Below are 23,349 nucleotides of genomic sequence, written 5' to 3'. Positions count from 1 at the left end.
TCACCGCGCAAACTTCTTATGCTTCAATCGCTTGGGCTCCAGCGCGTCTGGTCCCAGACGGCGCTTTTTGTCTTCTTCGTAATCCTCGAAGTTGCCCTCGAACCATTCCACATGGGCGTCACCCTCGAAGGCCAGAATATGCGTGCAGATGCGGTCGAGGAAGAAGCGGTCGTGGGAAATCACAACGGCGCAGCCGGCGAAATCGACCAGCGCGTCTTCCAGCGCGCGCAGGGTTTCGACGTCGAGATCGTTGGTCGGTTCGTCGAGCAGCAGGACGTTGCCGCCCTCTTTCAGCAGGCGGGCCATGTGGACGCGGTTGCGCTCACCACCCGATAGCAGCGAGACCTTCTTCTGCTGGTCGCCGCCCTTGAAGTTGAAGGACGAGCAATAGGCACGGGAATTGACCTGCGCGTCACCCAGTTGGATGATCTCGGCACCGCCGGTGATCGCCTCCCACACGGTGTCGTTGTCTTTCAGGTCGTCGCGGTACTGGTCGACATAGGACAGCTCGACCGTGTCGCCCAGCGTGATGGTGCCGCTGTCGGGCTGTTCCTGACCGGTGAGCATCTTGAACAGGGTCGATTTACCTGCACCGTTGGGGCCGATGACGCCAACGATGCCGCCGGGGGGCAGGGCAAAGTCCAGCCCTTCGATCAGTTGCTTGTCGCCCATATGTTTCGACAGGCCCTCGACCTCGATCACCTTGCCGCCAAGGCGCTGGCCGTTGGGAATGACGATCTGGGCGCGGGTCAGCTTTTCGCGTTCGGACTGCTCGGCCAGTTCGTTATAGGCGTTGATCCGGGCCTTGGATTTGGCCTGACGGGCCTTTTGGCCCTGACGCATCCATTCCAGTTCGCGTTGCAGGGTCTTCTGCTTGGACTTGTCTTCGCGGGCTTCCTGCTCCAGCCGTTTGGCTTTTTGTTCCAGCCATGCGGAATAGTTCCCCTCGTACGGAATGCCGCGACCGCGGTCGAGTTCGAGGATCCAGCCGGTGATGTCGTCCAGGAAATACCGGTCGTGGGTGACGATGAGGATGGTGCCCTTGTAGTCGATCAGGTGCTGTTGCAACCAGGCGATGGTCTCGGCGTCGAGGTGGTTGGTTGGTTCGTCGAGCAGAAGCATATCGGGCGCTTCGAGCAGCAGCTTGCAGAGCGCCACGCGGCGTTTCTCACCACCCGATAGGTTTGCGATGTTGGCATCGTCCGGCGGGCAGCGCAGCGCTTCCATCGAGACATCGATCTGACTGTCGAGGTCCCACAGGTTTTCCGCGTCGATCGCGTCCTGCAGGGTGGTCATTTCCTCCATCAGCTCATCCGAGTAGTTCTCGGCGATCTCCATGGCAATCTCGTTGAACCGGTCGACCTTGGCCTTTTTCGCGGCCACGCCCAGCATGACGTTCTCGCGGACGGTCAGCGATTCATCCAGTTGAGGTTCCTGCGGCAGATAGCCGACCTTGGCGCCCTCGGCGGCCCATGCCTCACCGGTGAAGTCGGTGTCGAGGCCCGCCATGATCTTCATCAGCGTCGATTTACCCGCGCCGTTGACACCGACAACACCGATTTTCACGCCGGGCAGGAAGCTCAGGTGGATGTTTTCAAAGCACTTCTTGCCACCGGGATAGGTCTTGGAGACACCCTGCATGTGGTAGACATATTGATAGGCGGCCATGTCGCGTCCTCTGGGTCGGGGAAATCAAGTTGGAACGCTGGATATCCGAGGCGAGCGGGCGGGGCAAGCTGGTGGTATTGTGAATTTTCTGTGGTCGTTTGATCCGGTAGAACCAACACGACAAGGAGTGGTGGGGTTTTGGCAGAACTTGCGGAACTGATTGCCGGTTGGGCGCAACCGGGCCGGGTGACATGGATCGGTGTACGTCCTGGCCGCAGAGCGGAATTGGATGGGCGCAACGAGGTTTGGGTCTCAGCCGATGGGCTCGACGGCGACCGCAGCCGGGCGGGCAAGCGGGCGGTGACTTTGATCCAGCAGGAACATCTGGCGGCGATTGGCTCTTATCTGGGGCAAGGATCGGTTATGCCTGAGATCCTGCGGCGCAATCTGGTGGTTTCGGGGATCAATCTGGCGGCGCTAAAGGGGCGGGAGGTGCAGGTGGGGGAGGCCATTTTACGCTTTACCGTGATCTGCGCTCCATGCAGTCGGATGGAGGAGGCGTTGGGCAAAGGCGGCTATTCTGCTGTGCGGGGGCATGGGGGTTGGTGTGCCGAAGTAGTGCAGCCGGGGCAAGTCAGGCTTGGCGATGTGGTGCAGCCGATTGATTGACAACACCTCTCAGTTCTGAACATCAGCAGAGGATGGAACGCAGTACCATTCCATATGCGGGGCCCGGGCAGGTCGTGGGGTTGTTCGGAGGGTCATTTGATCCTCCGCATCAAGGTCATGTGCATGTGACGCGCGAAGCGATGAAGGCGTTCGGGCTGGATCGGGTGTGGTGGCTGGTGTCGCCGGGCAATCCGTTGAAGGAGCGGGGGCCTGCGCCTTTGGCGCGGCGGGTTGCGGCGGCGCGGGACGTGATGCAGCATCCGCGCGTTGATGTGACGGATATTGAGGCGCTGACGGGGACGCGGGCGACGGCGGATACACTGGCGGCGCTGCGGCGACTTTATCCGCAGGTTCGGTTTGTATGGCTGATGGGGGCCGACAATCTGGCGCAGTTTCACCGCTGGAAAGATTGGCGACAGATCATGGACAGCGTGCCGGTGGGCGTTGTGGCGCGGCCTGGGGACCGGATTTCTGCTCGGATGTCCCCGGCGGCTCGGCTTTATGCCAAGTACCGTATCGACGGGCAGGCGCGGCATTTGCTGGGGCGGGCGGATGCTCCGGCGTGGTGTTTTGTGAACGTGCCGATGGTTGACGTCAGTTCGACCGAGTTGCGCAATCGCGGGAATTGGAGCGATGGGGTGTTGCCCGAATGACTCCACTTGGCGCATAATCTTAATCAAGTGATTGTCTGCATTTAAGCTCTGGGATTCTAATAGACCCATGGTCGATCGAATTTCGCGTCGTTTGTTTCTGGGTGGATTAGGGGCGTCTCTGGTTCCGGGCACAGGTCTGGCCGAGGCGCCTTCGGTGTCTCTGCGCCCTGTGCTGCGTGGCCCGCAGCCCAGCGGGGCTGAGCGACTGGTTCAGGCGGCGGGGTTGAAGGGCGAGGTTGTTTTTGCCGTGGCCGACGTGGAAACCGGAACGCCGCTGGAGGTGTTCGGCGAGGGCCAAAGCCTACCACCAGCCAGCGTCGCCAAGGCGCTGACCGCGCTTTATGCGCTGGATGTGCTGGGTCCGGAGTATCGGTTCGAAACCCGCTTGATCGCGGATGGACCGGTGGAAAATGGTATTCTGAAAGGCGACCTGATCCTTGCGGGTGGCGGTGATCCGCTGCTGGATACAGACGCGCTGGCCACAATGGCAGCCAATCTGCGCAAGGCCGGGATCACCGAGGTGAAGGGCGCGTTCAAGGTCTATGATGGTGCGCTGCCCTACGTCTTCAGCATTGATCCGGGGCAGCCGGATCATCTGGGCTATAGCCCGTCGATCAGCGGGATTTCCCTGAATTTCAACCGTGTGCATTTCGAGTGGAAACGCGAGGGCACCGGCTATGACGTGACCATGGATGCGCGCAGCGCAAGTTACAGGCCGTCGGTGGATATGGCATCAATGCGGGTCGAGAACCGCAGCCTGCCGATCTACACCTATCAGCCAAGCGCGCGGCAGGATCGCTGGACCGTGGCCAAAGGCGCGCTAGGCAATGGCGGGGCACGCTGGCTGCCGGTACGCAAGCCTGCGCTTTATGCCGGAGATGTGTTCCGCACGCTGGCACGCGTGAATGGGATCGTGCTGGGCCGGGTGCAGGTGACGCGGCAAGCACCGCAAGGGACCGAACTGGTGGTGCATCAGAGCGATCCGTTGGAAAGCATCCTGAAGGGGATGCTGAGATATTCGACCAATATAACCGCCGAAATGGTGGGTTTGGCGGCCACCAAGGCGCGCGGGGTTGCGCCGCAGAGCCTTGAGGACTCGGCCGCAGAAATGAACCTATGGGCGGCAGAGCGTTTTGGCGCAGATGGGATCGCGATGGTCGATCATTCCGGACTTAGCGGTTCCTCACGTATGGCCCCCTTCGGTCTGGTCAATACGCTGGTGGCGGCGGGGCAGTCAGAGGAGCTGCGGCCGTTGCTTCGGTCCTTTACGCTGGCCGACAAAAACGGGCAGCCAGTCAAGGATCATCCGATCAAGGTCGACGCAAAAACGGGTACTTTGAACTTCGTCTCGGGTCTTGGCGGTTACATGACAACGGCAGATGGAGTGGATCTGGCCTTTGCGATCTTCACCGCCGACACCGCGCACCGCGCCACGATCCCGCGTGCGTCGCGCGAGCGCCCGGACGGGGCGCGGGCCTGGAACCGACGGTCTCGCACTTTGCAGCGCAATCTGATTGAGCGGTGGGGTACGCTCTACGGCAGCTAGGTCGTATGCCGCGCCCGTGCCCCGCGTTCGATAGCGGCAGCGTGCAGGCGGTCGATGCTCAGCTCGTATCGGATTTCTTCCAGCAGTCGCAATTCGGTTTCGGCCAGAGTGCCGTCAGCGGCGGCGACATCACAGGCCAGCGCGTAGGCGGTTTCGTTTAGGCGTTCGGGCAGGTTGTCACGGATCAGTCCGAACAGGGCATCCAGCCCGTCCACCTGCTCAAACAAATCAAACACGATCTGCGAGACGCGGCGGGTTCGGTCGATGTCGTAGCCTGCAAACACCGGCAGCATGTTGACCGCGCCTTCGATCTTGACCAGCTCTGCGGTTCGGATGTTCTCGTCCGAAGCGGAAATCGCCACCATGATCGCCACAAGGCAATCCTGCGGGGACATCGGATGTGGGGTTTGCTCGGTCATGGTGTCGTCCTGAATGAAACGTTTGTTGCCGCACGATAGGAGCGGGTGCAAGGAGGTTCAACTGGTAGTTTTGGGGTGCAATGAATGCGATCGATGAGGGTGGGTGATTTCGGCTGCGATGTAAACGTCCGTTGAGAGCTTACACCTGCCGTCGACCAGGCTTCTATTCTTTGCATGTGCTGCGCGTCGCGAACCAAGCGTTTCGGACTTTCACCGCCAGCATTTTAAAGCAGAACTTCGCCAAGTTAATTGACTGCACGGAAACGACTAGGCATGAGATTTAAAGCGTTTCAGTTGGGCGTTTTTCTATGCCTTGCAACGCCGGTCATGCCCGATATTTAGCAAGCTCACTCCAGAATAATTCTACAGCATCCGAAGTGTTCTGTGACTTACGCGCTGCGCAGATGTTCCACGTAAGGTTCTGTGCCATAGACACGGGTTTCACCGTCTTTGCATGGATCAGATCCGCAAATGTGTCCGCCATCCCTCCCACGATGTAGTCCGGTTCTGCCAACAATCCGGTCAGGAGGTTGTAGTCGTCGCATTCGATATGCGGCTGTGCATTCACCTTTTCGACGGCTTCAGCACCGCCACCAAGTGCTTTTGTCAAAGCGGCTTTCCAGTGTTTGTGGAGATGCGGAGATGCAAAGGGAAAATCGAATATGCCTGCCATCGTTTGCGGGCCACGCTGATGAATCTCATGGTCGCGATGTGCCACAAACTGGATTTGTTGTTTCTCCATCACCATAATCTCGACGTTGTCAGCTTCGGGTGTGTAGGTCAGGTCACCCAGGAACATGTCGAACTTTCCCGCCTGCAACAAATCAAGCGGTCGTGCGTAGGCGCTTACCAGAATTCGGAAACGAAGATCAGGCATCACTTGCCGCACTGATCGCAGGGCGGGCAGGATCAGGGTTCTCGTGGTCAGAGGCCCGCAACCGATCAGCAAAGTGCCCGGCCCGGTTTCGCGCAAAGCGGCCACGCGCGTTGCATACTGGTTCAGGTCTTCGCGCAGCGCCTGGGCGATTGGCAAGAACTCCTGCCCTGCGCGTGTCAGAGTGCTGTTGTTTCGGCTTCGATGAAACAAAACAAGCCCCGTATAGTCCTCGGCCTGCCCGACATAGCGGGACAATGATGCGTTGGACACACCCATCGCACGGGCAGCATTTTGGAAACTGCCGATTTCAGCCAATGTAAGAAAAGCGGTCAAAGAGTTTTCGTTCATCATGCCGTCAAACACATTTCAGGTTTTGCTCTTTAGATTTCACAATATGAAATTCCGGTAAAGCTCTGTTGCGACGCGAAAGTTTCGACCGCTATCCCTGATCGGACTTTCGATATTCCCTTCACCGGTATCGTCTTCTACGTTCGCAGAGGTAAAAATGTTCATTTTTCGATCTATTGTGGTTTCCGCCACGCTGGCTACAGCTTCGGTCTGTGCCCTGCCAGTTTTGGCCGAAACCGACCAGCCCAATATCCTTGTCATCATGGCCGACGATGTCGGCTGGGCCAGTCTGGGCAGCTATCATCAGGGTGTGAAAAGTATCAAAACCCCCAACCTTGACCAGCTTGCTGCGGATGGTATGCGCCTTACGGACTACTATGCACAGCCAAGCTGCACCGCAGGGCGATCTGCCTTTATCACCGGACAATTGCCAGTTCGGACGGGGATGCACACAGTCGGGCTGCCCGGAGATCCGGAAAAAGGTCTGAATGAAAAAGACCCTACTCTGGCAAACATCCTTAAATCTCTAGGCTACACCACCGGGCAATTCGGCAAAAATCACTTGGGCGATATGAACAAGTTTCTGCCAACTGTGAAAGGTTTCGATGAATATTGGGGCTGGCTCTACCACCTGAATGCGATGGAATACACCTCTGACCCCGATTGGCCCAAAGATCAGAAATTCAACGACACATTTGGCCCACGGAACATCATCCACGCCTATGCCACTGATACAATTGATGAAACCGTAGATCCACGCTGGGGGCTGGTTGGAAAGCAGCGTATAATAGACGATGGCCCAGCTCCGCCTGAACGGCAAAAAACGCTCGACGATGAGGTGACGGCCCATACTCTGGACTTCATCAACCGCGCGGTCGATAGCGACACGCCCTTCTTTGTCTGGATGGCCCCGGCCCGAGCGCATGTCTGGACACATCTGAGCCCCGAATACGAGGCAATGCTGGGCGACGGGCGCGGTTTGCAGGATGTCGTAATGAAAGAGCTTGACGACAACGTGGGCAAGGTCATGGCCCGTCTGGACGAACTTGGCATCTCGGACAACACTATTGTAGTCTTCACCTCGGATAACGGCCCCGAAACCATGACTTGGCCTGATGGTGGAACAACACCGTTCCGAGGCGAAAAAGGTACGACATGGGAAGGCGGCTTCCGCGTTCCTGCTATCATTCGCTGGCCCGGAAGAGTTTCCGCCGGGACCGTAAGCAACGGTATTTTTGCCGGTCTTGATTGGATGCCTACCCTCGTCGCCGCCGCCGGAGGACCTGACGATCTGCCTGGATCACTACTGAAGGGCTATGAGGGCTATCAGGTGCATCTGGATGGTTACAACCAACTGCCTTTCCTGACTGGCGAGGGTGAGAGCAACCGGGACGAGATTATCTACTACGAAGGTCCGGACCTGCAAGCTGTACGCCATGGTGATTGGAAAGCACATTTCACGATACAAACCGAAGGATGGGCAGGTCCAAAAGAGGAACTGAACGCGCCCCTGCTGTTCAACCTGCGCCGCGATCCCTATGAAAAGGCAGCTGAGGAGTCGGGGATGTATACCCGTTGGATGGGCAACAAAATGTGGGCCTTTGGCCCTGCTGCTAAATTCGTCCAAAACCACCTGTCTACCTTCATTGACTATCCTCCGCGGGGGTCGGACATAACCAACCAGGGCCATGTCGAAGAGCAGATATCGACCGAAGGTGGGATGTCGCAGTAGAAAACAAACCTCGGGAGGCATCACCTGTTGCCTCCCGATCTGTGTCAAGGATTTCATCGAGGGCCGCGAAAATCACGCTTCACCGCCTCTTTGCTATCGCACCGCCCGGTTCATCCCGCCGTCGGACAGTATACTCTGACCGTTGATATACCGGGCTGCATCGCTGGCGAGAAACACGCAAGCCTGCCCAATTTCTTCGAACGTTGCGGGCCGCTGAGCGGGGATTTCCCGGCGAGCCTGTTCGGACAGGTTCACGTTTTCGCAGAACCCCGGCAGCAGGTTGTTCATGCGAATATTGTGCCGTGCATATCGGTCCCCGTAAAGCTTTGAGAAACTATGCAATGCTCCACGCAGCATGCTCATGGGATAGGGCGCACGTGGCTCGATTGTGTTCATGGATGAGATATTTACGAATGCACCGCCGCCTTGTTCGATCAGAATGGGCGTGACGATACGGGCGATCTTGACGACATTTAGCACATACATATCCAGACTTTCGTGCCATAACTCGTCGTTGAGTTCCAATAGCGGTCCGTCAAAGTCAGGATCGAAACCGACAGTTTTGATGGCTTCAGGCACCGTTCCACCGTGACCCATATTACTGACGATTGCATCAATCCTTCCATATTTGCTCATGGTGTCGTCGACCATCGCTTGCAAATCATCGACATCTAATACAGAGCCGCGACGGCCAATGCCCTCAAGTTCCTCCGCCAATTCAACCGAGCGGTTGGACGGAGACATAAGCGAAACCTTATAGCCGGCTTTCGCCATTTCAATGGCACAACCCCGGCCAATTCCCTGTCCTGTACCTGTCATCAAAGCAACTTTGGTATCGGGCATGGTATGTCCTTTCTTTGGGCGCACAGTGTGTGAGGTTTATTGATCTGTGGTCAGTGTAACTGCCGGAAAAAAGCAGACCTATCGAGTTTTTGGGGCAATGCTGTTAGGTTTTCTCACATGCCGGAGAACCTTAGACATCTACGTGCCCTTCAGGCCTTTGATGAAACCGCAACCCACTCCAGCCTGACCAAGGCAGCGGATGTTCTGAACGTCACCCACGGGGCGATCAGTCGGCAAATTAAGCTGCTGGAACTGCATCTTGGCGTAACGCTTTTTCATCGCCGCCCAAATGGGGTTGAATTGACCAGTGCCGGGGAGCTTCTGCATCAATCGACGCGCGGGGCATTTTCGGCGTTGCAACTGGGCGTGATGGAGGTGAAGCGGCTGCATCACCGCCAGTCGATTACGGTGTCGTTGTCAACATCGTTGGCGCTTAAATGGCTTGTCCCGTTGCTCAGTTCATTTCAGCAAGAACATCCGGGTATCGCGTTGCTGCTGGACACAAATGATCGATTTGCGGATTTTGATGCGTCTGAGGTCGATGTCGCCCTGCGGTTCGGGGAACCCGGTTGGGACGGGCTCTATCATGAGCAGATAAGACAAGAGGACCTGATTGTTGTAGCAGCGCCATCCCTTGTTGGTAAAACCCGACTGCCGATGCCCGCCGAGAATTTGGCTGATCTTCCACTCTTGCATGATGCCTACAATGTCGGATGGGAAAGCTGGGCTGCGCAGGTAGGGCTGGGCGCTGACCGGATCAATTCACAGAGCATCAAGTACGTGGACAGCGCGGTTCTGTTGGAGGCTGCGATTGACGGGCAAGGTGTAGCGTTGGCAAGACATCTCTTGGCGGAGAGGGATTTGGAACTTGGTCGCTTGATCCGCCTCGATGAAAGCCGGGTTCCATTGGATCGGGGGCTCTACTTCGTCTGCCGCCCCGGCGATCAGGAACGGGTCACCGTGAGAATTTTCAGGAAATGGCTTATGTCGATTTAATCTTTTGCCTTGCTTGCAAATCCGCGAGAGCGATCAACAGACTACGTTTTTCAGAATGCCGCAATGCCCCGTGCTGCGGACACTTGTAACCAAGACCAGATATGGATTGCACGCTGTTCATGCTCATAGAGGCATGAAAATCACCACCCTTTATTGACTCATACTGCACCTGCACAATAACAGGGGCCGGTCCGGGCGCATGGGGTGTCTGGCACGTTTCCCGATGGAGTATCCAAATGTCTGACCTGCGTGAAACCGCGATGACGTCCAAGGCGTGGCCGTTTGAAGAGGCGCGGCGGTTGCTCAAACGGTATAAGCAGGGCGCTCCGGAAAAGGGATATGTGCTGTTTGAGACGGGCTATGGCCCCTCAGGTCTGCCGCATATCGGCACCTTTGGTGAGGTCGCGAGGACCACGATGGTCAAGCGCGCGTTTGAGGCGCTGTCGGATATCCCGACCAAGCTGATCTGTTTCTCGGACGATCTGGATGGGATGCGGAAAGTGCCCAGCAATGTGCCGAACCCCGAGGCGCTGCAGGATTATCTGCAATGTCCGCTGACCTCGGTGCCGGACCCGTTTGGTGAATATGACAGCTTTGGTGAGCATAACAATGCGATGCTGCGCCGGTTCCTCGATACTTTCGGGTTCGAGTATGAGTTCTATTCGGCGCGCGAGTTTTACCGCTCGGGCCAGTTCGACGAGATCCTGAAGCGCGCCGTTGAGAAGTATGACGACGTGATGGCCATCATGCTGAAAAGCCTGCGCGAAGAACGTCAGCAGACCTACTCGATCTTCCTGCCGATCCATCCCGAGACCGGGCGGGTTCTGTATGTGCCGATGAAGAAGGTTTGCGCCGATACCTACACTGTCACCTTCGATGACGAGGATGGCAAGGAATGGACGCTGCCCGTGACTGGCGGCAATGTGAAGCTGCAGTGGAAGCCTGATTTTGGCGCGCGCTGGGCCGCTTTGGGCGTTGATTTCGAAATGTATGGCAAGGAACATGCCACCAACGAGAAGATCTATGACGCGATCTGCCGGGCTTTGGGAGGTCGTGCGCCTGAGCATTTCTCGTATGAACTGTTCCTCGATGAGAACGGGCAGAAGATTTCGAAGTCGTCGGGCAATGGTGTTTCGATCGATGAATGGCTGACCTATGCGCCCACCGAGTCGCTGGCCTATTTCATGTATCAAAAGCCCAAGACCGCGAAGCGGATGCATTTCGATGTGATCCCAAAGGCGTATGATGAATATCATCAACAGTTGCGGGCCTATCCGGGACAGGACCTGAAGGCTCAGCTGAATAATCCCGTCTGGCATATCCATGGTGGCGACGTTCCGGAATCCACCCTGATGGTTCCGTTTGCGATGCTGTTGAACCTGGCGTCCGTGTCTGGGGCCGAGGACAAGGAGGCGCTGTGGGGCTTTATCCGCCGTTATGCGCCCGAGGCCACTGCCGAGACCCATCCCGATCTGGATCAGGCGGCGGGCTTTGCAGTGAGGTACTTCAACGATTTCGTCAAGCCGACGCGCCAGCATCGCGCGCCGACGGATCAGGAGCGTGAGGCGCTGGAAGCATTGAGGGCGGCCTTGGAAGTCTATGACGGGCCGATGGAAGACGAGGCACTGCAATCGGTGGTCTATTCCATCGGGCGTGAGCGGTTCGATCCGATGCGCGGCTGGTTCACGGCACTTTACGAAGTGCTGCTGGGGGCTTCGCAAGGGCCTCGGTTTGGTGGGTTCATCGCGCTTTATGGCGTGCCAGAGACGATTGCTCTGATCGACAAGGCGCTGGCCGGGGAATTGGCCTGATTTGACCTGATCCAGTGTGGGGCTACCCTTGCATCAGGAGGTGGCCCCATGCGTCAACTATTGCTTGCTGTATCCCTGAGTGCCGGACTGGCATCCGGAGTTTTTGCTCAGAGTGACGAGATTGAGGCCAATATCTCGGCGCAGATTCAGGCCTTCAGGGCGGATGACTTTGCCACCGCCTTCACCTTTGCCAGCCCCAATATCCAGCGGCTGTTCGGCGATCCGGAGAATTTCGGGATCATGGTGCGCCGTGGCTATCCCATGGTCTGGCGGCCTGCGGATGTGAGGTTTCTGGAGCTGCGCGAGATTAGCGGAGCCCTGTGGCAGAAGGTCATGATCACTGATGGTGACGGACGCGTGCATTTGCTGGACTACCAGATGATCCGGCAGGAAAACGACTGGAAGATCAACGGTGTACAGTTGCTGGGCAACTCCGACCCGGCGGCCTGATGCAACACCATCGTCACGGTGGTAAGAGCCGCGATTAATCCCTTTTCGATACTCAGACCCATGTGCTTGGGCTCAGGGCCCGGGCTGTATCGGGTTTTGGCGCGCGTGCTTGGCGCGATTGGGAAAGGGATTTTACATGAACAAGGCAATCACCGACGGCATCGTGTTCATGCCGCCCGCCTATGCGGCTGGTCTTGGGGTTTGGTCCAGTGGCGACGGCACGCCGGGCTCTCCGACCTATGAGGGGTCGGGGACGGGGGTGTTCGTTCCGGCGGATGCGGATTTCGCAGGCTGTCTGGAGATTTATATGACCCCAGAACCACAGCGGCTGCGCTATATGGGGCAGACACCTTTGTTGCCGGGCTGCTATTTGCAGATCAAGGCACGGGTGAAGGCGATCAGCGGGCCGCTTCCCGAGGTGCGGATTGCCGGCTGGGCCGGAGGAGCCGGAGATGCGCATGTGGACGGATTGGCCGAGCAGGGTCCGGCGGTGCAGCTGACCGGCTATGGCACCGTGCATGAGGTGACGGCCATCGTGGGCACGGGCCTGCGCCCCGGCGTGGACATGCCATGGGGCAATGCGGCGCTTTATGGACACTTTGGTTTGGATATCGAAGGCACCAACGGCGCGGTGGTGCGGGTGGATGATATCGAGATCACCGATGTGACCTCGGTCTTCCTGCGCGATTTGATTGGTCTGGTTGACGTGCGCGATTTCGGCGCTGTGGGTGACGGGGTCACCGATGACTCGGCAGCGTTTGAGGCGGCGGATCAGGCAGCGAATGGGCGCAAGGTTTATATTCCGCAAGGTGAGTTCAGGCTGGAAGAGAACACTAACATGGCGTCCGAGGTCGCATTTGACGGCACCGTCACGATGCCGGTCGACAAGATGCTGCTGCTGACCAAGAATTTCGATCTGCCCACCTATATCACCGCCTTTGGTGATGAAATGCTGGCGTTTAAAAAGGCGTTTCAGGCGTTGCTGAACAGCTCGGACCATGAATCGCTGGACCTGGGCGGGCGCAAGATCGCGGTGACCGAGCCCATCGATATGGCGGCGGCTGTGCCGAACCGGACGGGCTATGCCACCCGTCGCGTGGTGCGCAACGGGCAGTTTGACGTCAAAAGCAGCTCGAACTGGGATACCGAGACCTTCACCTCGATCGCGACCTACAGCCCGTCTGATCCTGATACGCTGACCAACGTGGCCAATGTGGCGAATATACCGGTGGGTTCGCTGGTCACCGGCAGCGGGGTCGGGCGTGAGGTTTATGTGCGGTCGAAAAACGAAAGCACCGGTGAAATCACGCTGAGCGCGCCGACTTATGATGCCGCAGGGACGCAGACCTTCACCTTCACATCGTTCAAGTACCTGCTAGATTTCAGCGGTTTCAGTGCGCTGCAGAAGTTCAACATGGAAGGGATCGAGTTCCAGTGTAACGGTCGGTGCAGCGCGATCCGGCTGTCTCCGGGCGGGAACACTTTTGTACTGAAAGACTGTTTCATCAGTCGCCCGAAGGACCGGGGTATCACATCAATCGGGCGCGGATGTCAGGGGATGCTGATCGATGGCTGCCAGTTCCTATCGACCGAGGAAAGTCTGGACGTGCCGGACCGAAGCTCAATCGCGCTGAACGCCAATGCCAACGACGTCAAGCTGCGCCACAACCGGGCCACGCGGTTCCATCATTTCGCGGTGCTAAGTGGCGACAACAATCTGGTGCTGGGCAACCACTTCTTCCAGGGCGACAACGTGTCGAACGGGGTGCGCAACGCTGGGTTGGTGATCATCGGCGGCTATAACAGTTCGTCCATCGCCGAGAACTATGTCGATAACTGTTTTATCGAATGGACCAACGAGCACGATGCCAACCCGGATTACTTCACCAGCTTCTCGTTCAGCGCGCTGAGCATCACGGATAACATCTTTTATGCCAGCGATGTTGCCCCCTGGTTCAGCTATCTGGTGATCCGCCCCCATGGCACAGGGCATTTCTTGAACGGGCTGACCGTCACCGGCAACAAGTTCCGTGTCAACAACGTGCGGATCGACCGAGTGGACCGGGTCGATACCAGTTTTGCCGATCTCGACCCGGAAAGGCACAAGAGGGTGTGTTTCGAGAACAATACGTTTCACGGCATCGATACGCCTTGCGCCAATCCATTGCGGCTGCAGCACACGCAAAGCTCACCGTCATCAGCCTGGACCGTCAGTTCGCAGGGCCAATTGCCGTTCGGGGGCAGGGCGCGCGGGTGTGATGCGGTTGTTGCCCTGGGAAGCCTCAGGACATCGTTGAATGCGGTGCGCTATACCGCGCCATATGTCGAGTTGCGACAGGGATCGGGCCAGAGCGATATCCGCCTGCGCTGGTCCGAAGGCTTGCGTGGTGCGGTTTCGACCATTCTGCGGATTGATACCTGATTGATGCGGTGGGCCGCCTGAATGTAGGCGGCCCATCTTTAATAGCTGCGCCACAATCCAAATTTGATCCCGATGTTATCATCAGCCGAATTGCGCTCGGCACCCAGAATCCAGGTGAGTCTGCCCGTCTTTGGGCGATACATCAGCGAAGGTCGCACCCTCCAGTACCATGGTCGGTCCGAAACATAAGAAGTTTCGATCTGCAGGAGCGGGTCAAACCGTCGACCCGAGGACAGACCGGCCGTGAAATCCAATTTGCGGATCACTGCCTCATGGGTGCGGTTTTCGAGCGCGGCGTCGACATTGATCCATCCGCCTCCCAATCCGGTTTGAATGCTTTTGCCGTATGAAAGTGTTGCTTTGTACATTGCCCAACTACTGTACTGGCGATGGTGCGCGCCAACGCCGAACTCAGCCGCCAGACGCCCTGCTGACCCCATGTCTGCAACCGGCACGCGGGCAAAGACCAGCGCGTGCCCATACAAATCCTGATGCTCCTCGGCATCCAGTCCGATCGTGAGTTTCGGCCGCAATCCCCACTCGGTATAAAGCGAGGATTTGTACTTGTAGACGTCTTCCTCTTTGAAAGCGGTCACAGATAACGCGGTGAAGCTTGACCCCTTCTCGCGGAGCCACGCACCGGACCATGCCGGAGTGCACACCATAAAAAGCAGCGGAATGACGAGAACCAGACGAGCCATGGGGGCAGCATCGGCAGACATGGTTAACGGATGGTTAGTTTCTTGTTCATCTTTGAGAAAGATTTTTTGATCCAAAAACATTGTCTATGTGCAGGAAAAGGGTGGCGTTTTCAAAAGCTGTGCTAGGCTCGGGTCAGCTATAAAGGAGGAGCCTTATGCCGCAGATTTCCAAAACCAACAGCTATCAGACTGTCATCACCACCTTCGAGATGACCCCCGGAACCTGCCAGGACCTTCTTGAGGCGCTGACCGATGCTTATGCCGAGTTCATTTCGAAACAGCCGGGTTTCATTTCAGCTGGATTGCATGTGAATGATGCCCAGACGCGGATTGCCAATTATTCACAATGGGAGCGCCGCGAGGATTTCCTGGCGATGTTGCGCACACCGGAAATGCGAGAGCGGAATCGCAGGGTTAACGAGCTGTGCAAGAGCTTTGAACCCGTGATGTACGACGTCGCCGAGACCTTCGGTGAGACCTGATCTGAGTCAATGCACGGCCACCACCGGTCGCGCAGTATAGCGGCACAACTACGGAGGCGCGAGCCATGTATCATAACATTCTTGTTCCCATTTCCTTTGATGCCGAACGGGACAGCTCGGCAGCGTTGAAGCTGGCAGAGCTACTGTCGACGCCCGAGGCTGCGGTTACGCTGCTGCATGTGGTAGAGCACATTCCGGATTATGCGATCTCGTACATGCCCGCCGAGTATCTGTCCGAAGCCCGCAAGGCCATCCAGGCCGAGCTTGATGCCCTGGCGGCGCGCGTCCCGAATGCGAAGGGGCTGGTGGTTGAAGGCCATTCCGGGCGAACGATTCTGGACTGGGCCGAAGTGAATAAGCCTGACCTGATAATCCTGGCTTCGCACCGCCCGGGGATGCAGGACCTGCTGTTGGGTTCAACCGCGACCCATGTGGTGCGCCACGCCAAATGTGCCGTGCATGTGGTGCGATAAAGTCGAGCTTTTTCCAAGCCGACCCCGATTGCGGCCATGGCTTTGCCACATACCGCGTGTAAGACCTATGGCATGACAACCGGGAAACCAACGAAAGACACCGATCCGAACCCTCGTCTTACACGGCGGCAACGGCGGGCAGACGCGTTGCGCAGGCAGGCTCTGTCTCCGGTGCGTATTCTACTGATGGTGCTGGCCTTGCCCTTAACCACAGGAATGATCGCAATCGGTGTCTACCTGCGCGTTTCAGACTACGAACGTCATGAAGCGGTGATCCATCTGGTGGCGCTGGCTGGGTGTGATGCTGTGGAGATGCTGGGTTTCGGGCCTTTTCGCGAAGGAAGGCCCGGATACCATAAGCGCAATGATCCCGATGGCGATGGTGTCGCCTGTGGCTCGTTTGCCTTGCAGAAACCACGCAATGTCGCGATGCCGGGAGATATCCAAGCCAATCCCCGGAATCTTCAGACCCCGAAACAGCGCACTGTCGGAACGGCAAAATTTTTGAAGCCTTGAATCGGAGGGGGGCGAAATCTTGAGAAGATTTCGGGGCGCTTTCTTTTCAAGAAAGCGTTGCGTGGCTCAGGTGAGCCAACGCAAGGGTTCGCGGTTGCAGAAGATTACGATCTGGCCCGAGTTTTCCGCCACTTGATAACCGCGACGATTGATTTCGGCCATAAAACGCTCCATCCCGGCAAATCGCTCTATATCGCGCGCCTTGCGACGGATTACGCCACCTTGCTGCACCGCCTTGGAGGCGAATAGATCACTGAGCCAAACCTCAGGCGAGAGGGGAGAATTGCAGTTATACATCACCTATGATTTGGCGCAGCTAGGTTAATGCCGGGTAAAGAAAGTTGCGCCCGCAAAGCGGGTCTTGCCTTGTCCTGACCAGAGCGCCACAGTCGCCGCGATGACTCGTGATGAATTCAATGCCTTTTGCTCGGACCTCAAAGCCACCAGCCATGTCGTGCAGTGGGGCAACGCAGATGTCTGGAAAGTAGGCGGCAAAGTCTTTGCCATCTGTGGTTGGAACGACGGAAAGGATGCGTTTACCTTCAAGGCCACCGATCTTGCCTTTGAGGTCCTCGGAGATGAGCTAGGTATCCGCCCAGCGCCCTATCTGGCATCGCGAGGTATGAAATGGCTGCAGGTTTACGATGAACGTGGCATGAGCGACGCGTCGCTGCGAGATCATATTGTAATCTCATACGATTTGGTCGTAGCTAAGCTGACCAGAAAGGCGCGGGCAGAGCTGGGCCTTTAAGGCGGTCAGTCTTTCATGGCGTGCAGCAGCTCAAGCAGTTTTTTCCGGTCATCATCGTCGGCATAGTCTCCGCTGGCCAGCCGTTCGGCGATGCTGAGGCGCAGACGGTCATGTTGTGTGCGAACCTCTTCGCCCGCCGTTTCAGCGAGGGTCTTCATGATCACTGCCACCGCCTGCTGCCGTTTGGTGGTGGGATTGGCGATGTAGTCCACAAGGCTTTGCTGTCCGGAATCAAGGATGTTTTCGGCCAGATCACGCAGTTGATCCCCATTTGGAAGCAACGGCGTAGGGGCATCTTGCGGTGGCAGAATCTCAGGCGGGTTGCGCGGGGTTTCCGCTAGCGCATTGGTGCCGTCAACAAAGGCTTCGGTGATCATCCGCGTGATCCTGATCGCGCGCGGATCTTTAAACAAAGTCGAGGCAATAGCTACGCCGTAGTCGGTATAGACCCAGGGATTGACCCGTCGGCCACCGCGGCCTTCGGGTTTTGAGATCACATTCTGTGATTGCAAATCCGCGACCTCAGCGTCGGAAAGCTGAAAGCGGTAGCCTTCGAACAGATCCTTATTGCGCGAGACGGCCTGATTGAAGGCGCTGACGGATTTTCCGTAAAACTGCGCCAGATCTTCTGCCAGAACCACGCGTACACCGCGCACCCTATGAATGGCGTTTTGGACCTCTTGAGGGCTGGGCAGGTTTTCCGGGTTCGTCATCATATCCGTTTGGAATCACAATTTGTGATTTCAAACGTGACGCAGCGCGCGCTGGGCTGCAAGTTTGAACTGCAGATAGGTTCGATGTCTCTTGCCGAGAGGTCTGCCAGATACGGCCAATACCCTGATGGAAATAACCTTTTTGAAAGAACAAGCTTACCCTCTATCAAGTTGACAATCCTAATGGATTGACTGATACAAACGGAACAAGACCGGGCCGTTAGCTCAGCTGGATTAGAGCAGGGAACTTCTAATTCTCAGGTCGGGGGTTCGAGTCCTCCACGGCTCGCCATTTTTTCAGATGTTTTTCGAAACGGGGCAAGGGTACGGCCCTTATATCTGAATTCAAAGCGGTCGGTCAGACTGCACCAAGCGGGTGCTTTCAGCTTTTCCCTCAGCGTTTTGGGCTGGACGTAAGGTCCAACCGCATAAACGCGCTGTTTGGATCGGCGTCATAGCCGTAGATCGGACCGCAATAGGAATATCCCAATGTTTCATATAGCTTGCGTGCTGCGTCATATTCCGAGAGATGATTTGCGCCAGTTTCCAGGACAAGTGCGGAAACGCCCTCGGCTCGGGCAAGATCGGCAAGATGGTTCATGATCACACGCGCCAATCCTCGGCCGCGCGCAGCAGCAACCACGTGCACCGATTTAACTTCGGCAGTGCCATCCGGCAGCGCCTTAAGCGCACCACAACCCAAGGGCTTACCCGCCTCATAAATAGCCCAAAAGCGAATGCCCGGCTCGCGCAGGGCATCAATGTCCAGCGTATGATTTGAGGTTTGCGGTGTCGCGTCCCAGCTATGGGCGAGATGCGCTTGAATGATCGGGCGCAGATCCTTGGCGCCGGGGTCTGCTTGGCGGATGTCGATCATTCACTGGGCCTTGTCAGTGGGTCCAGGGAGCGCGCCGGTCAGTGGCGAAATTCTCACCATAGCCGCGCGCCCGCAGGTTCGGTTTGCGCTTGTGCGGCTCGCATACCTGCGCGTCGATACCGTTGTCTTTGGCATAGTCCAGCGCCTCTTCCTTGGTATCGAACTTCAGACGCACCTGCGTTTGGGTGTCATTGGACGATGTCCAGCCCATCAGTGGATCGACCTCACGCGCAGAAGCCGGGGCGTATTCCAGAACCCATTTGCGGGTTTTGGCCATCCCCGAGGTCATCGCGTTTCGCGAAGGCTGGTAAATCCGTGCGCGCATGTCGCCTCTCCGTACTCACTTGGTGGGCTTGTTTATGCGTCAGAGCGCGCGCCGGGACAAGATGACAATTGTCGCGGGTCGCATGGACTGCCTAATGACAGGTATTGTCATTAGTTCGGGGTAGAAAGTGCGCAGACTTATAAGGACAGCAGGATGCTTCACCAAGAACGCCACCTCGACATCAACGCCCGACCCAATGAGATTTGGGCCATCCTCCGCCGCTTTATGCATATTGATGAGTTTGCCCCGCAGGTGACATCGGTTGATGCTTTGACTGCCGGATCGGATGGTGTTGGGTCACAGCGCCGGTGTCACTTCGCGAACGGCACATCATTGGTCGAAGAGGTGACGGATTGGCAGGTTGACCGCGGCTACACCGTGCGGTTGTCGCAGATGGCGATGCCTCTGCGCGAAGCAAAGGCGGCGATTGCCATCACACCGCTGTCCGACACGCGCAGCCGTGTTATCTGGAGTATGGATTTTCGTATGAAATATGGACCGTTGGGCTGGCTAATGGGACAAACCCTGTTGAAGATGATGATGGGTCGCGTACTGGCCGAGAACCTGTCGGCCTTGGCGGCGAAGGTTCAAACGCACCCCGACGCCCAATCCCGTACCGCTTAGCTGAAAATGAATCCAGATCAGCCCTTGCAGATGGACAAAATAAGAACAAATGTAGGGGCCTGACCCGGAGCCCGCCCATGCCTTATGCCCATTCCGACAAGACTCAACTGACCGCAGACGACGTGCGCGCGCGTCTGAAACTGGAGGGCGGCAAGCAGTTCGTCATGCACACCGAGTTCGCACCGGCTGGCGACCAGCCGACGGCGATCAAAGAGCTGGCAGGCGGTGTGACTGATGGTGAGCGAGATCAGGTTCTGTTGGGTGCGACCGGGACGGGCAAGACCTTCACCATGGCCAAGGTGATTGAAGAAACGCAGCGGCCTGCGATCATCCTGGCGCCAAATAAGACACTGGCAGCGCAGCTGTACGGGGAATTCAAGGGCTTCTTCCCAGAGAACTCGGTCGAGTATTTCGTTTCCTATTACGACTATTACCAGCCAGAAGCCTATGTGCCGCGCTCGGATACGTATATCGAGAAAGAATCGCAGATCAACGAACAGATCGACCGGATGCGCCACTCGGCCACGCGGGCGCTGTTGGAGCGGGACGATGTGATCATCGTGGCCTCGGTTTCGTGCATCTACGGTATCGGTTCGGTTGAGACCTATGGGGCGATGACGCAAGACCTGAAGGTAGGTCACGAATATGACCAGCGACAGGTGATGGCCGATCTGGTGGCCCAGCAATACCGCCGCAACGATCAGGCGTTTCAGCGTGGGTCCTTCCGCGTGCGTGGCGATTCGCTGGAAATCTGGCCGGCTCACCTTGAGGACCGCGCCTGGAAATTCTCGTTCTTCGGCGAAGAGCTGGAGCAGATCACGGAATTCGATCCTCTGACCGGCGAACGTGCCGCCACGATGGAGCAAGTGCGGGTCTATGCGAATTCGCACTACGTCACGCCGAAGCCGACGATGAATCAGGCGATCATCGGGATCAAAAAGGAACTGCGCATCCGACTGGACCAACTGGTGGGCGAAGGCAAACTGCTTGAGGCGCAACGCCTGGAACAGCGCACCAATTTTGATCTGGAGATGTTAGAGGCCACCGGCGTCTGCAACGGGATCGAGAACTACTCGCGCTATCTGACCGGCCGCGCGCCGGGTGAACCGCCCCCGACCCTGTTCGAATTCATCCCGGACAACGCCATCGTCTTCGCCGACGAATCCCACGTCAGCGTCCCGCAGATCGGGGGCATGTACCGTGGCGACTATCGGCGCAAGTTCACGCTGGCAGAACACGGGTTCCGCCTGCCGTCCTGCATGGACAACCGCCCGCTGAAGTTCGAGGAATGGGACGCCATGCGCCCGCAATCCGTCTTCGTCTCGGCCACCCCGGCGAAGTGGGAGATCGAACAGACCGGTGGCATCTTCACCGAACAGGTGATCCGCCCAACGGGCTTACTGGACCCAGAGGTTGAAATCCGGCCTGTCTCCATGCAGGTGGACGACCTGCTGGATGAGGTGCGCAAGGTGGCCGCCAACGGATTCCGCACGCTGGTCACCACGCTGACCAAACGCATGGCCGAGGACCTGACCGAATACCTGCACGAACAGGGCATCAAAGTGCGCTACATGCACTCGGATATCGACACGCTGGAACGCATCGAAATCTTGCGCGACCTGCGGCTTGGCGCATTCGACGTGCTGGTCGGCATCAATCTGCTGCGCGAAGGGCTCGACATCCCAGAATGCGGGCTGGTCGCCATTCTGGACGCGGATAAAGAGGGTTTCCTGCGCTCGGAAACCTCACTGATCCAGACCATCGGTCGCGCTGCGCGGAACGCAGATGGCCGAGTGATCATGTATGCCGACAAGATCACCGGCTCGATGGAGCGCGCCTTGGGCGAAACCAACCGCCGCCGCGCCAAACAGCTCGCCTATAACGAAGAACACGGCATCACGCCTGAGACCGTGAAGAAAAACGTCGAGGACGTTCTGGCCGGTCTCTACGAAGGCGATGTCGACATGAACCGCGTCACCGCCACCATCGACAAACCGATGCACGGCGCGAATTTGGAAGCGCACTTGAACGGGCTGCGCGACCAGATGCGCAAGGCCGCCGAGAATCTTGAATTCGAAGAAGCCGCCAACATCCGGGATGAGATCAAACGTCTGGAAGCGGTCGATCTGGCCGTCGCCGACGACCCCATGGCGCGCCAATGGGCGGTCGAGAAAGCCTCGGAAGACGCCATGAAATCGCGTGGACGGTCGACGGCTGGGCGGCCGGGACAGCGGGGTGGGAATGTGAAGAGAAGGAAAAGATAATTTACCGGATTCCCCTGTAGCGATTTCCGAGCTAGATAGGCTACAGGAGGACACTGATGCCGCTTGACCACGCGATACTAGGACAGGGTGTTTATACACCTAGGGAAGCAGCACGATTGGTTGGAACCAATGTGCAGCAGGTCCTGCGTTGGACACGCGGCAGTGGCCCCCACCTACCGCTTTGGAATGCACATTATCAGTTCTTGGATGATGACATTACCGAGATTAGTTTTTTGGACTTAATTGAAGTCCGTGTTGTTGCCGCGATGCGAAACGCAAACATATCTCTACAATCCATCCGATTTGCGATTTCGTTCGCCCAAGACAAGTTTGGCATTGAGAGACCACTGGCGTCTCAATCGTTCAAAACTGATGGCTCCGAAATTCTTATGGAAGCGATTGAAAATGACGGTGAATACGTAAGCCTTTCGAAAAAAAGACCCGGTCAAAAGGTCTTTAAGGACATCATTTCACAGTCTCTAAATGACCTCGAGTACGAGGGAGAAGTAGTAGCAAGGTGGCGACCGCGAAATCACGTCGATGTAGTCTTGGACCCAACGCGTCATTTTGGCGATCCAATTTTAGATGAGTTCGGAATTTCGACGGGCACAATTTACAAAGAATTTGGTGAGTTTAACGACACAAACTATCTTTCGAAGATTTACGAAATTCCGGAAAAACTTATTCGCAAGTGCATTAAGTTTGAGCGCAGCTTAGACGAGGCAAATGGTTAAAGTACTTTTTGATCATAACATGCCACCCTGCATCGCTCGGTCGCTTCATGAACTGATCAAAGTCGATAGTCACGAGGCCTGCGCACTGCGGGATATTTTCCCGAAGAACATCTCTGACATTGATTACTTCAATAGGCTTGGCAGCGATTGGATCGTTGTTTCAAAAGACCTTCAAAATAGTAAAAAGAAAGCCGAAAGAGCTGCTATTTTGAGGAATAATGTCGTGGCATTTTACCTCGCCCCATCATTGCAAAAGAAAAAAGTCGGAGAACAAGCCGCTGCAATTTTGTGGCACTGGGATAAAATTCTCCTGCAACGATCCACGGTAAAAAGCGGACTGTTTCAACTACCTGAAAACAGGTCGAAGTTTAAATCCTTGTGAAATTCGGCGTTAGTGTAGCAACACTCCACCCTTGCAGCCCAGCGCCCTCTCCTCCACGTTTGAAATCACAAATTGTGATTCCAAACGGTTGCCATGACGAACCCCAACACCCTGCCCTGTACGCATGAAAGCT

The 23,349-nt window shown here is 56.9% G+C and carries 25 protein-coding genes and 1 tRNA gene; 18 read left to right on the top strand and 8 right to left on the bottom strand.

The genetic code is table 11. The annotated features are described in order from the left end of the window. Positions 1 to 1,668 carry an energy-dependent translational throttle protein EttA gene (ettA, locus tag ACRZ9U_RS11570; protein WP_170408278.1) on the bottom strand — a complete coding sequence of 556 codons (1,668 nt, stop codon included), beginning with the start codon at positions 1,666 to 1,668 and terminating at the stop codon, positions 1 to 3. 138 nt (positions 1,669 to 1,806) lie between these two features. Here ettA and ACRZ9U_RS11565 point away from each other — a divergent pair, with 138 nt between their 5' ends. The 3 genes from ACRZ9U_RS11565 (at position 1,807) to dacB (ending at position 4,476) form a co-directional block, all read left to right on the top strand. Then, positions 1,807 to 2,277 carry an MOSC domain-containing protein gene (locus ACRZ9U_RS11565; RefSeq protein WP_170408277.1) on the top strand — a complete coding sequence of 157 codons (471 nt, stop codon included), beginning with the start codon at positions 1,807 to 1,809 and terminating at the stop codon, positions 2,275 to 2,277. Between the two features lie 32 nt (positions 2,278 to 2,309). Then, positions 2,310 to 2,930, top strand: coding sequence for a nicotinate-nucleotide adenylyltransferase (locus tag ACRZ9U_RS11560; RefSeq protein WP_170408276.1), 621 nt, complete (start codon positions 2,310 to 2,312; stop codon positions 2,928 to 2,930). Between the two features lie 67 nt (positions 2,931 to 2,997). After that, positions 2,998 to 4,476, top strand: a complete 1,479-nt coding sequence (dacB, locus tag ACRZ9U_RS11555) for a D-alanyl-D-alanine carboxypeptidase/D-alanyl-D-alanine endopeptidase (protein WP_170408275.1) — start codon at positions 2,998 to 3,000, stop codon at positions 4,474 to 4,476. Here the strand turns inward: dacB and ACRZ9U_RS11550 are convergent. Next, positions 4,473 to 4,895: a tellurite resistance TerB family protein gene (locus ACRZ9U_RS11550; protein ID WP_170395941.1), complete on the bottom strand. Its 423-nt coding sequence runs from the start codon at positions 4,893 to 4,895 to the stop codon at positions 4,473 to 4,475. The genes dacB and ACRZ9U_RS11550 overlap by 4 nt on opposite strands. A 325-nt stretch (positions 4,896 to 5,220) precedes the next feature. Beyond that, positions 5,221 to 6,120 carry a LysR family transcriptional regulator gene (locus ACRZ9U_RS11545; RefSeq protein ID WP_170408274.1) on the bottom strand — a complete coding sequence of 300 codons (900 nt, stop codon included), beginning with the start codon at positions 6,118 to 6,120 and terminating at the stop codon, positions 5,221 to 5,223. Positions 6,121 to 6,277: 157 nt separating this feature from the next. Between ACRZ9U_RS11545 and ACRZ9U_RS11540 the strand changes: the two genes are divergently transcribed. Further along, positions 6,278 to 7,852, top strand: a complete 1,575-nt coding sequence (locus tag ACRZ9U_RS11540) for an arylsulfatase (protein WP_170408273.1) — start codon at positions 6,278 to 6,280, stop codon at positions 7,850 to 7,852. A 93-nt stretch (positions 7,853 to 7,945) separates the two neighbouring features. Here the strand turns inward: ACRZ9U_RS11540 and ACRZ9U_RS11535 are convergent, their stop codons facing one another. Then, a complete protein-coding gene (locus ACRZ9U_RS11535; RefSeq protein WP_170408272.1) occupies positions 7,946 to 8,695 on the bottom strand; it encodes an SDR family oxidoreductase in 750 nt (249 codons plus the stop codon). A gap of 117 nt (positions 8,696 to 8,812) precedes the next feature. On the opposite strand from ACRZ9U_RS11535, the gene ACRZ9U_RS11530 reads away from it, so the two are divergent. From ACRZ9U_RS11530 to ACRZ9U_RS11515, 4 genes are all read left to right on the top strand, one after another. Then, positions 8,813 to 9,691: a LysR substrate-binding domain-containing protein gene (locus tag ACRZ9U_RS11530; RefSeq protein WP_170408271.1), complete on the top strand. Its 879-nt coding sequence runs from the start codon at positions 8,813 to 8,815 to the stop codon at positions 9,689 to 9,691. A 236-nt stretch (positions 9,692 to 9,927) separates the two neighbouring features. Beyond that, entirely contained in the window at positions 9,928 to 11,502 is a 1,575-nt protein-coding gene (locus ACRZ9U_RS11525) for a lysine--tRNA ligase (protein WP_170408270.1), read from the top strand. Between the two features lie 48 nt (positions 11,503 to 11,550). Continuing rightward, complete coding sequence (locus tag ACRZ9U_RS11520) at positions 11,551 to 11,952, top strand: DUF4864 domain-containing protein (protein ID WP_170408269.1); 402 nt, start codon at positions 11,551 to 11,553, stop codon at positions 11,950 to 11,952. A gap of 136 nt (positions 11,953 to 12,088) precedes the next feature. Then, entirely contained in the window at positions 12,089 to 14,374 is a 2,286-nt protein-coding gene (locus ACRZ9U_RS11515; RefSeq protein ID WP_480901869.1) for a glycosyl hydrolase family 28-related protein, read from the top strand. 38 nt (positions 14,375 to 14,412) lie between these two features. Here ACRZ9U_RS11515 and ACRZ9U_RS11510 read toward each other — a convergent pair whose 3' ends face one another. After that, the gene (locus tag ACRZ9U_RS11510; protein ID WP_255612007.1) at positions 14,413 to 15,096 is read right to left on the bottom strand and encodes a hypothetical protein; all 684 of its coding nucleotides are present in this window, start codon (positions 15,094 to 15,096) and stop codon (positions 14,413 to 14,415) included. A 134-nt stretch (positions 15,097 to 15,230) separates the two neighbouring features. On the opposite strand from ACRZ9U_RS11510, the gene ACRZ9U_RS11505 reads away from it, so the two are divergent. The 5 genes from ACRZ9U_RS11505 to ACRZ9U_RS11485 all read left to right on the top strand — a co-directional run bounded on the left by ACRZ9U_RS11505 (position 15,231) and on the right by ACRZ9U_RS11485 (position 17,297). Next, positions 15,231 to 15,557: an antibiotic biosynthesis monooxygenase family protein gene (locus tag ACRZ9U_RS11505; protein WP_170395957.1), complete on the top strand. Its 327-nt coding sequence runs from the start codon at positions 15,231 to 15,233 to the stop codon at positions 15,555 to 15,557. 65 nt (positions 15,558 to 15,622) lie between these two features. Further along, complete coding sequence (locus ACRZ9U_RS11500; RefSeq protein WP_170408266.1) at positions 15,623 to 16,030, top strand: universal stress protein; 408 nt, start codon at positions 15,623 to 15,625, stop codon at positions 16,028 to 16,030. A 36-nt stretch (positions 16,031 to 16,066) separates the two neighbouring features. After that, entirely contained in the window at positions 16,067 to 16,546 is a 480-nt protein-coding gene (locus ACRZ9U_RS11495) for an excalibur calcium-binding domain-containing protein (RefSeq protein ID WP_480454280.1), read from the top strand. A 57-nt stretch (positions 16,547 to 16,603) separates the two neighbouring features. Beyond that, positions 16,604 to 16,795 carry a hypothetical protein gene (locus tag ACRZ9U_RS11490; RefSeq protein ID WP_170746938.1) on the top strand — a complete coding sequence of 64 codons (192 nt, stop codon included), beginning with the start codon at positions 16,604 to 16,606 and terminating at the stop codon, positions 16,793 to 16,795. A 148-nt stretch (positions 16,796 to 16,943) separates the two neighbouring features. Continuing rightward, positions 16,944 to 17,297, top strand: a complete 354-nt coding sequence (locus tag ACRZ9U_RS11485) for an MmcQ/YjbR family DNA-binding protein (protein WP_170408264.1) — start codon at positions 16,944 to 16,946, stop codon at positions 17,295 to 17,297. Positions 17,298 to 17,302: 5 nt separating this feature from the next. Here the strand turns inward: ACRZ9U_RS11485 and ACRZ9U_RS11480 are convergent, their stop codons facing one another. Continuing rightward, positions 17,303 to 18,010: an ORF6N domain-containing protein gene (locus ACRZ9U_RS11480; RefSeq protein WP_170408459.1), complete on the bottom strand. Its 708-nt coding sequence runs from the start codon at positions 18,008 to 18,010 to the stop codon at positions 17,303 to 17,305. A gap of 214 nt (positions 18,011 to 18,224) precedes the next feature. Here ACRZ9U_RS11480 and ACRZ9U_RS11475 point away from each other — a divergent pair. After that, positions 18,225 to 18,302 (top strand) — tRNA-Arg (locus ACRZ9U_RS11475). Between the two features lie 102 nt (positions 18,303 to 18,404). Here ACRZ9U_RS11475 and ACRZ9U_RS11470 read toward each other — a convergent pair. Together ACRZ9U_RS11470 and ACRZ9U_RS11465 are read right to left on the bottom strand one after the other, a co-directional pair. Next, positions 18,405 to 18,887, bottom strand: a complete 483-nt coding sequence (locus ACRZ9U_RS11470) for a GNAT family N-acetyltransferase (protein WP_170408263.1) — start codon at positions 18,885 to 18,887, stop codon at positions 18,405 to 18,407. 13 nt (positions 18,888 to 18,900) lie between these two features. Further along, the gene (locus ACRZ9U_RS11465) at positions 18,901 to 19,212 is read right to left on the bottom strand and encodes an ETC complex I subunit (RefSeq protein WP_170395965.1); all 312 of its coding nucleotides are present in this window, start codon (positions 19,210 to 19,212) and stop codon (positions 18,901 to 18,903) included. Between the two features lie 153 nt (positions 19,213 to 19,365). Here ACRZ9U_RS11465 and ACRZ9U_RS11460 point away from each other — a divergent pair, with 153 nt between their 5' ends. The 4 genes from ACRZ9U_RS11460 to ACRZ9U_RS11445 all read left to right on the top strand — a co-directional run bounded on the left by ACRZ9U_RS11460 (position 19,366) and on the right by ACRZ9U_RS11445 (position 23,216). Further along, positions 19,366 to 19,836, top strand: a complete 471-nt coding sequence (locus ACRZ9U_RS11460; RefSeq protein WP_170408262.1) for an SRPBCC family protein — start codon at positions 19,366 to 19,368, stop codon at positions 19,834 to 19,836. Positions 19,837 to 19,913: 77 nt separating this feature from the next. Further along, a complete protein-coding gene (uvrB, locus tag ACRZ9U_RS11455; protein WP_170408261.1) occupies positions 19,914 to 22,100 on the top strand; it encodes an excinuclease ABC subunit UvrB in 2,187 nt (728 codons plus the stop codon). A gap of 56 nt (positions 22,101 to 22,156) precedes the next feature. After that, complete coding sequence (locus ACRZ9U_RS11450) at positions 22,157 to 22,834, top strand: hypothetical protein (protein ID WP_170408260.1); 678 nt, start codon at positions 22,157 to 22,159, stop codon at positions 22,832 to 22,834. Beyond that, positions 22,827 to 23,216: a PIN-like domain-containing protein gene (locus ACRZ9U_RS11445; RefSeq protein ID WP_170408259.1), complete on the top strand. Its 390-nt coding sequence runs from the start codon at positions 22,827 to 22,829 to the stop codon at positions 23,214 to 23,216. Before ACRZ9U_RS11450 ends, ACRZ9U_RS11445 begins: the two co-directional genes overlap by 8 nt. The last annotated feature ends 133 nt before the right edge of the window (positions 23,217 to 23,349 follow it).

This window comes from Ruegeria sp. D7, assembly GCF_056534355.1.
This window is presented reverse-complemented; position numbering and strand designations above follow the sequence as displayed.

What these genes read in the sequence shown, in the direction of transcription:
- ettA (WP_170408278.1), bottom strand. Translation starts at nt 1,668, where the DNA reads ATGGCCGCCTATCAATATGTCTACCACATGCAGGGTGTCTCCAAGACC.
- ACRZ9U_RS11560 (WP_170408276.1), top strand. Translation starts at nt 2,310, where the DNA reads ATGGAACGCAGTACCATTCCATATGCGGGGCCCGGGCAGGTCGTGGGG.
- dacB (WP_170408275.1), top strand. Translation starts at nt 2,998, where the DNA reads ATGGTCGATCGAATTTCGCGTCGTTTGTTTCTGGGTGGATTAGGGGCG.
- ACRZ9U_RS11550 (WP_170395941.1), bottom strand. Translation starts at nt 4,895, where the DNA reads ATGACCGAGCAAACCCCACATCCGATGTCCCCGCAGGATTGCCTTGTG.
- ACRZ9U_RS11545 (WP_170408274.1), bottom strand. Translation starts at nt 6,120, where the DNA reads ATGAACGAAAACTCTTTGACCGCTTTTCTTACATTGGCTGAAATCGGC.
- ACRZ9U_RS11540 (WP_170408273.1), top strand. Translation starts at nt 6,278, where the DNA reads ATGTTCATTTTTCGATCTATTGTGGTTTCCGCCACGCTGGCTACAGCT.
- ACRZ9U_RS11535 (WP_170408272.1), bottom strand. Translation starts at nt 8,695, where the DNA reads ATGCCCGATACCAAAGTTGCTTTGATGACAGGTACAGGACAGGGAATT.
- ACRZ9U_RS11530 (WP_170408271.1), top strand. Translation starts at nt 8,813, where the DNA reads ATGCCGGAGAACCTTAGACATCTACGTGCCCTTCAGGCCTTTGATGAA.
- ACRZ9U_RS11525 (WP_170408270.1), top strand. Translation starts at nt 9,928, where the DNA reads ATGTCTGACCTGCGTGAAACCGCGATGACGTCCAAGGCGTGGCCGTTT.
- ACRZ9U_RS11520 (WP_170408269.1), top strand. Translation starts at nt 11,551, where the DNA reads ATGCGTCAACTATTGCTTGCTGTATCCCTGAGTGCCGGACTGGCATCC.
- ACRZ9U_RS11515 (WP_480901869.1), top strand. Translation starts at nt 12,089, where the DNA reads ATGAACAAGGCAATCACCGACGGCATCGTGTTCATGCCGCCCGCCTAT.
- ACRZ9U_RS11510 (WP_255612007.1), bottom strand. Translation starts at nt 15,096, where the DNA reads ATGTCTGCCGATGCTGCCCCCATGGCTCGTCTGGTTCTCGTCATTCCG.
- ACRZ9U_RS11505 (WP_170395957.1), top strand. Translation starts at nt 15,231, where the DNA reads ATGCCGCAGATTTCCAAAACCAACAGCTATCAGACTGTCATCACCACC.
- ACRZ9U_RS11500 (WP_170408266.1), top strand. Translation starts at nt 15,623, where the DNA reads ATGTATCATAACATTCTTGTTCCCATTTCCTTTGATGCCGAACGGGAC.
- ACRZ9U_RS11495 (WP_480454280.1), top strand. Translation starts at nt 16,067, where the DNA reads ATGGCTTTGCCACATACCGCGTGTAAGACCTATGGCATGACAACCGGG.
- ACRZ9U_RS11485 (WP_170408264.1), top strand. Translation starts at nt 16,944, where the DNA reads ATGACTCGTGATGAATTCAATGCCTTTTGCTCGGACCTCAAAGCCACC.
- ACRZ9U_RS11480 (WP_170408459.1), bottom strand. Translation starts at nt 18,010, where the DNA reads ATGACGAACCCGGAAAACCTGCCCAGCCCTCAAGAGGTCCAAAACGCC.
- ACRZ9U_RS11470 (WP_170408263.1), bottom strand. Translation starts at nt 18,887, where the DNA reads ATGATCGACATCCGCCAAGCAGACCCCGGCGCCAAGGATCTGCGCCCG.
- ACRZ9U_RS11465 (WP_170395965.1), bottom strand. Translation starts at nt 19,212, where the DNA reads ATGCGCGCACGGATTTACCAGCCTTCGCGAAACGCGATGACCTCGGGG.
- ACRZ9U_RS11460 (WP_170408262.1), top strand. Translation starts at nt 19,366, where the DNA reads ATGCTTCACCAAGAACGCCACCTCGACATCAACGCCCGACCCAATGAG.
- uvrB (WP_170408261.1), top strand. Translation starts at nt 19,914, where the DNA reads ATGCCTTATGCCCATTCCGACAAGACTCAACTGACCGCAGACGACGTG.
- ACRZ9U_RS11450 (WP_170408260.1), top strand. Translation starts at nt 22,157, where the DNA reads ATGCCGCTTGACCACGCGATACTAGGACAGGGTGTTTATACACCTAGG.
- ACRZ9U_RS11445 (WP_170408259.1), top strand. Translation starts at nt 22,827, where the DNA reads ATGGTTAAAGTACTTTTTGATCATAACATGCCACCCTGCATCGCTCGG.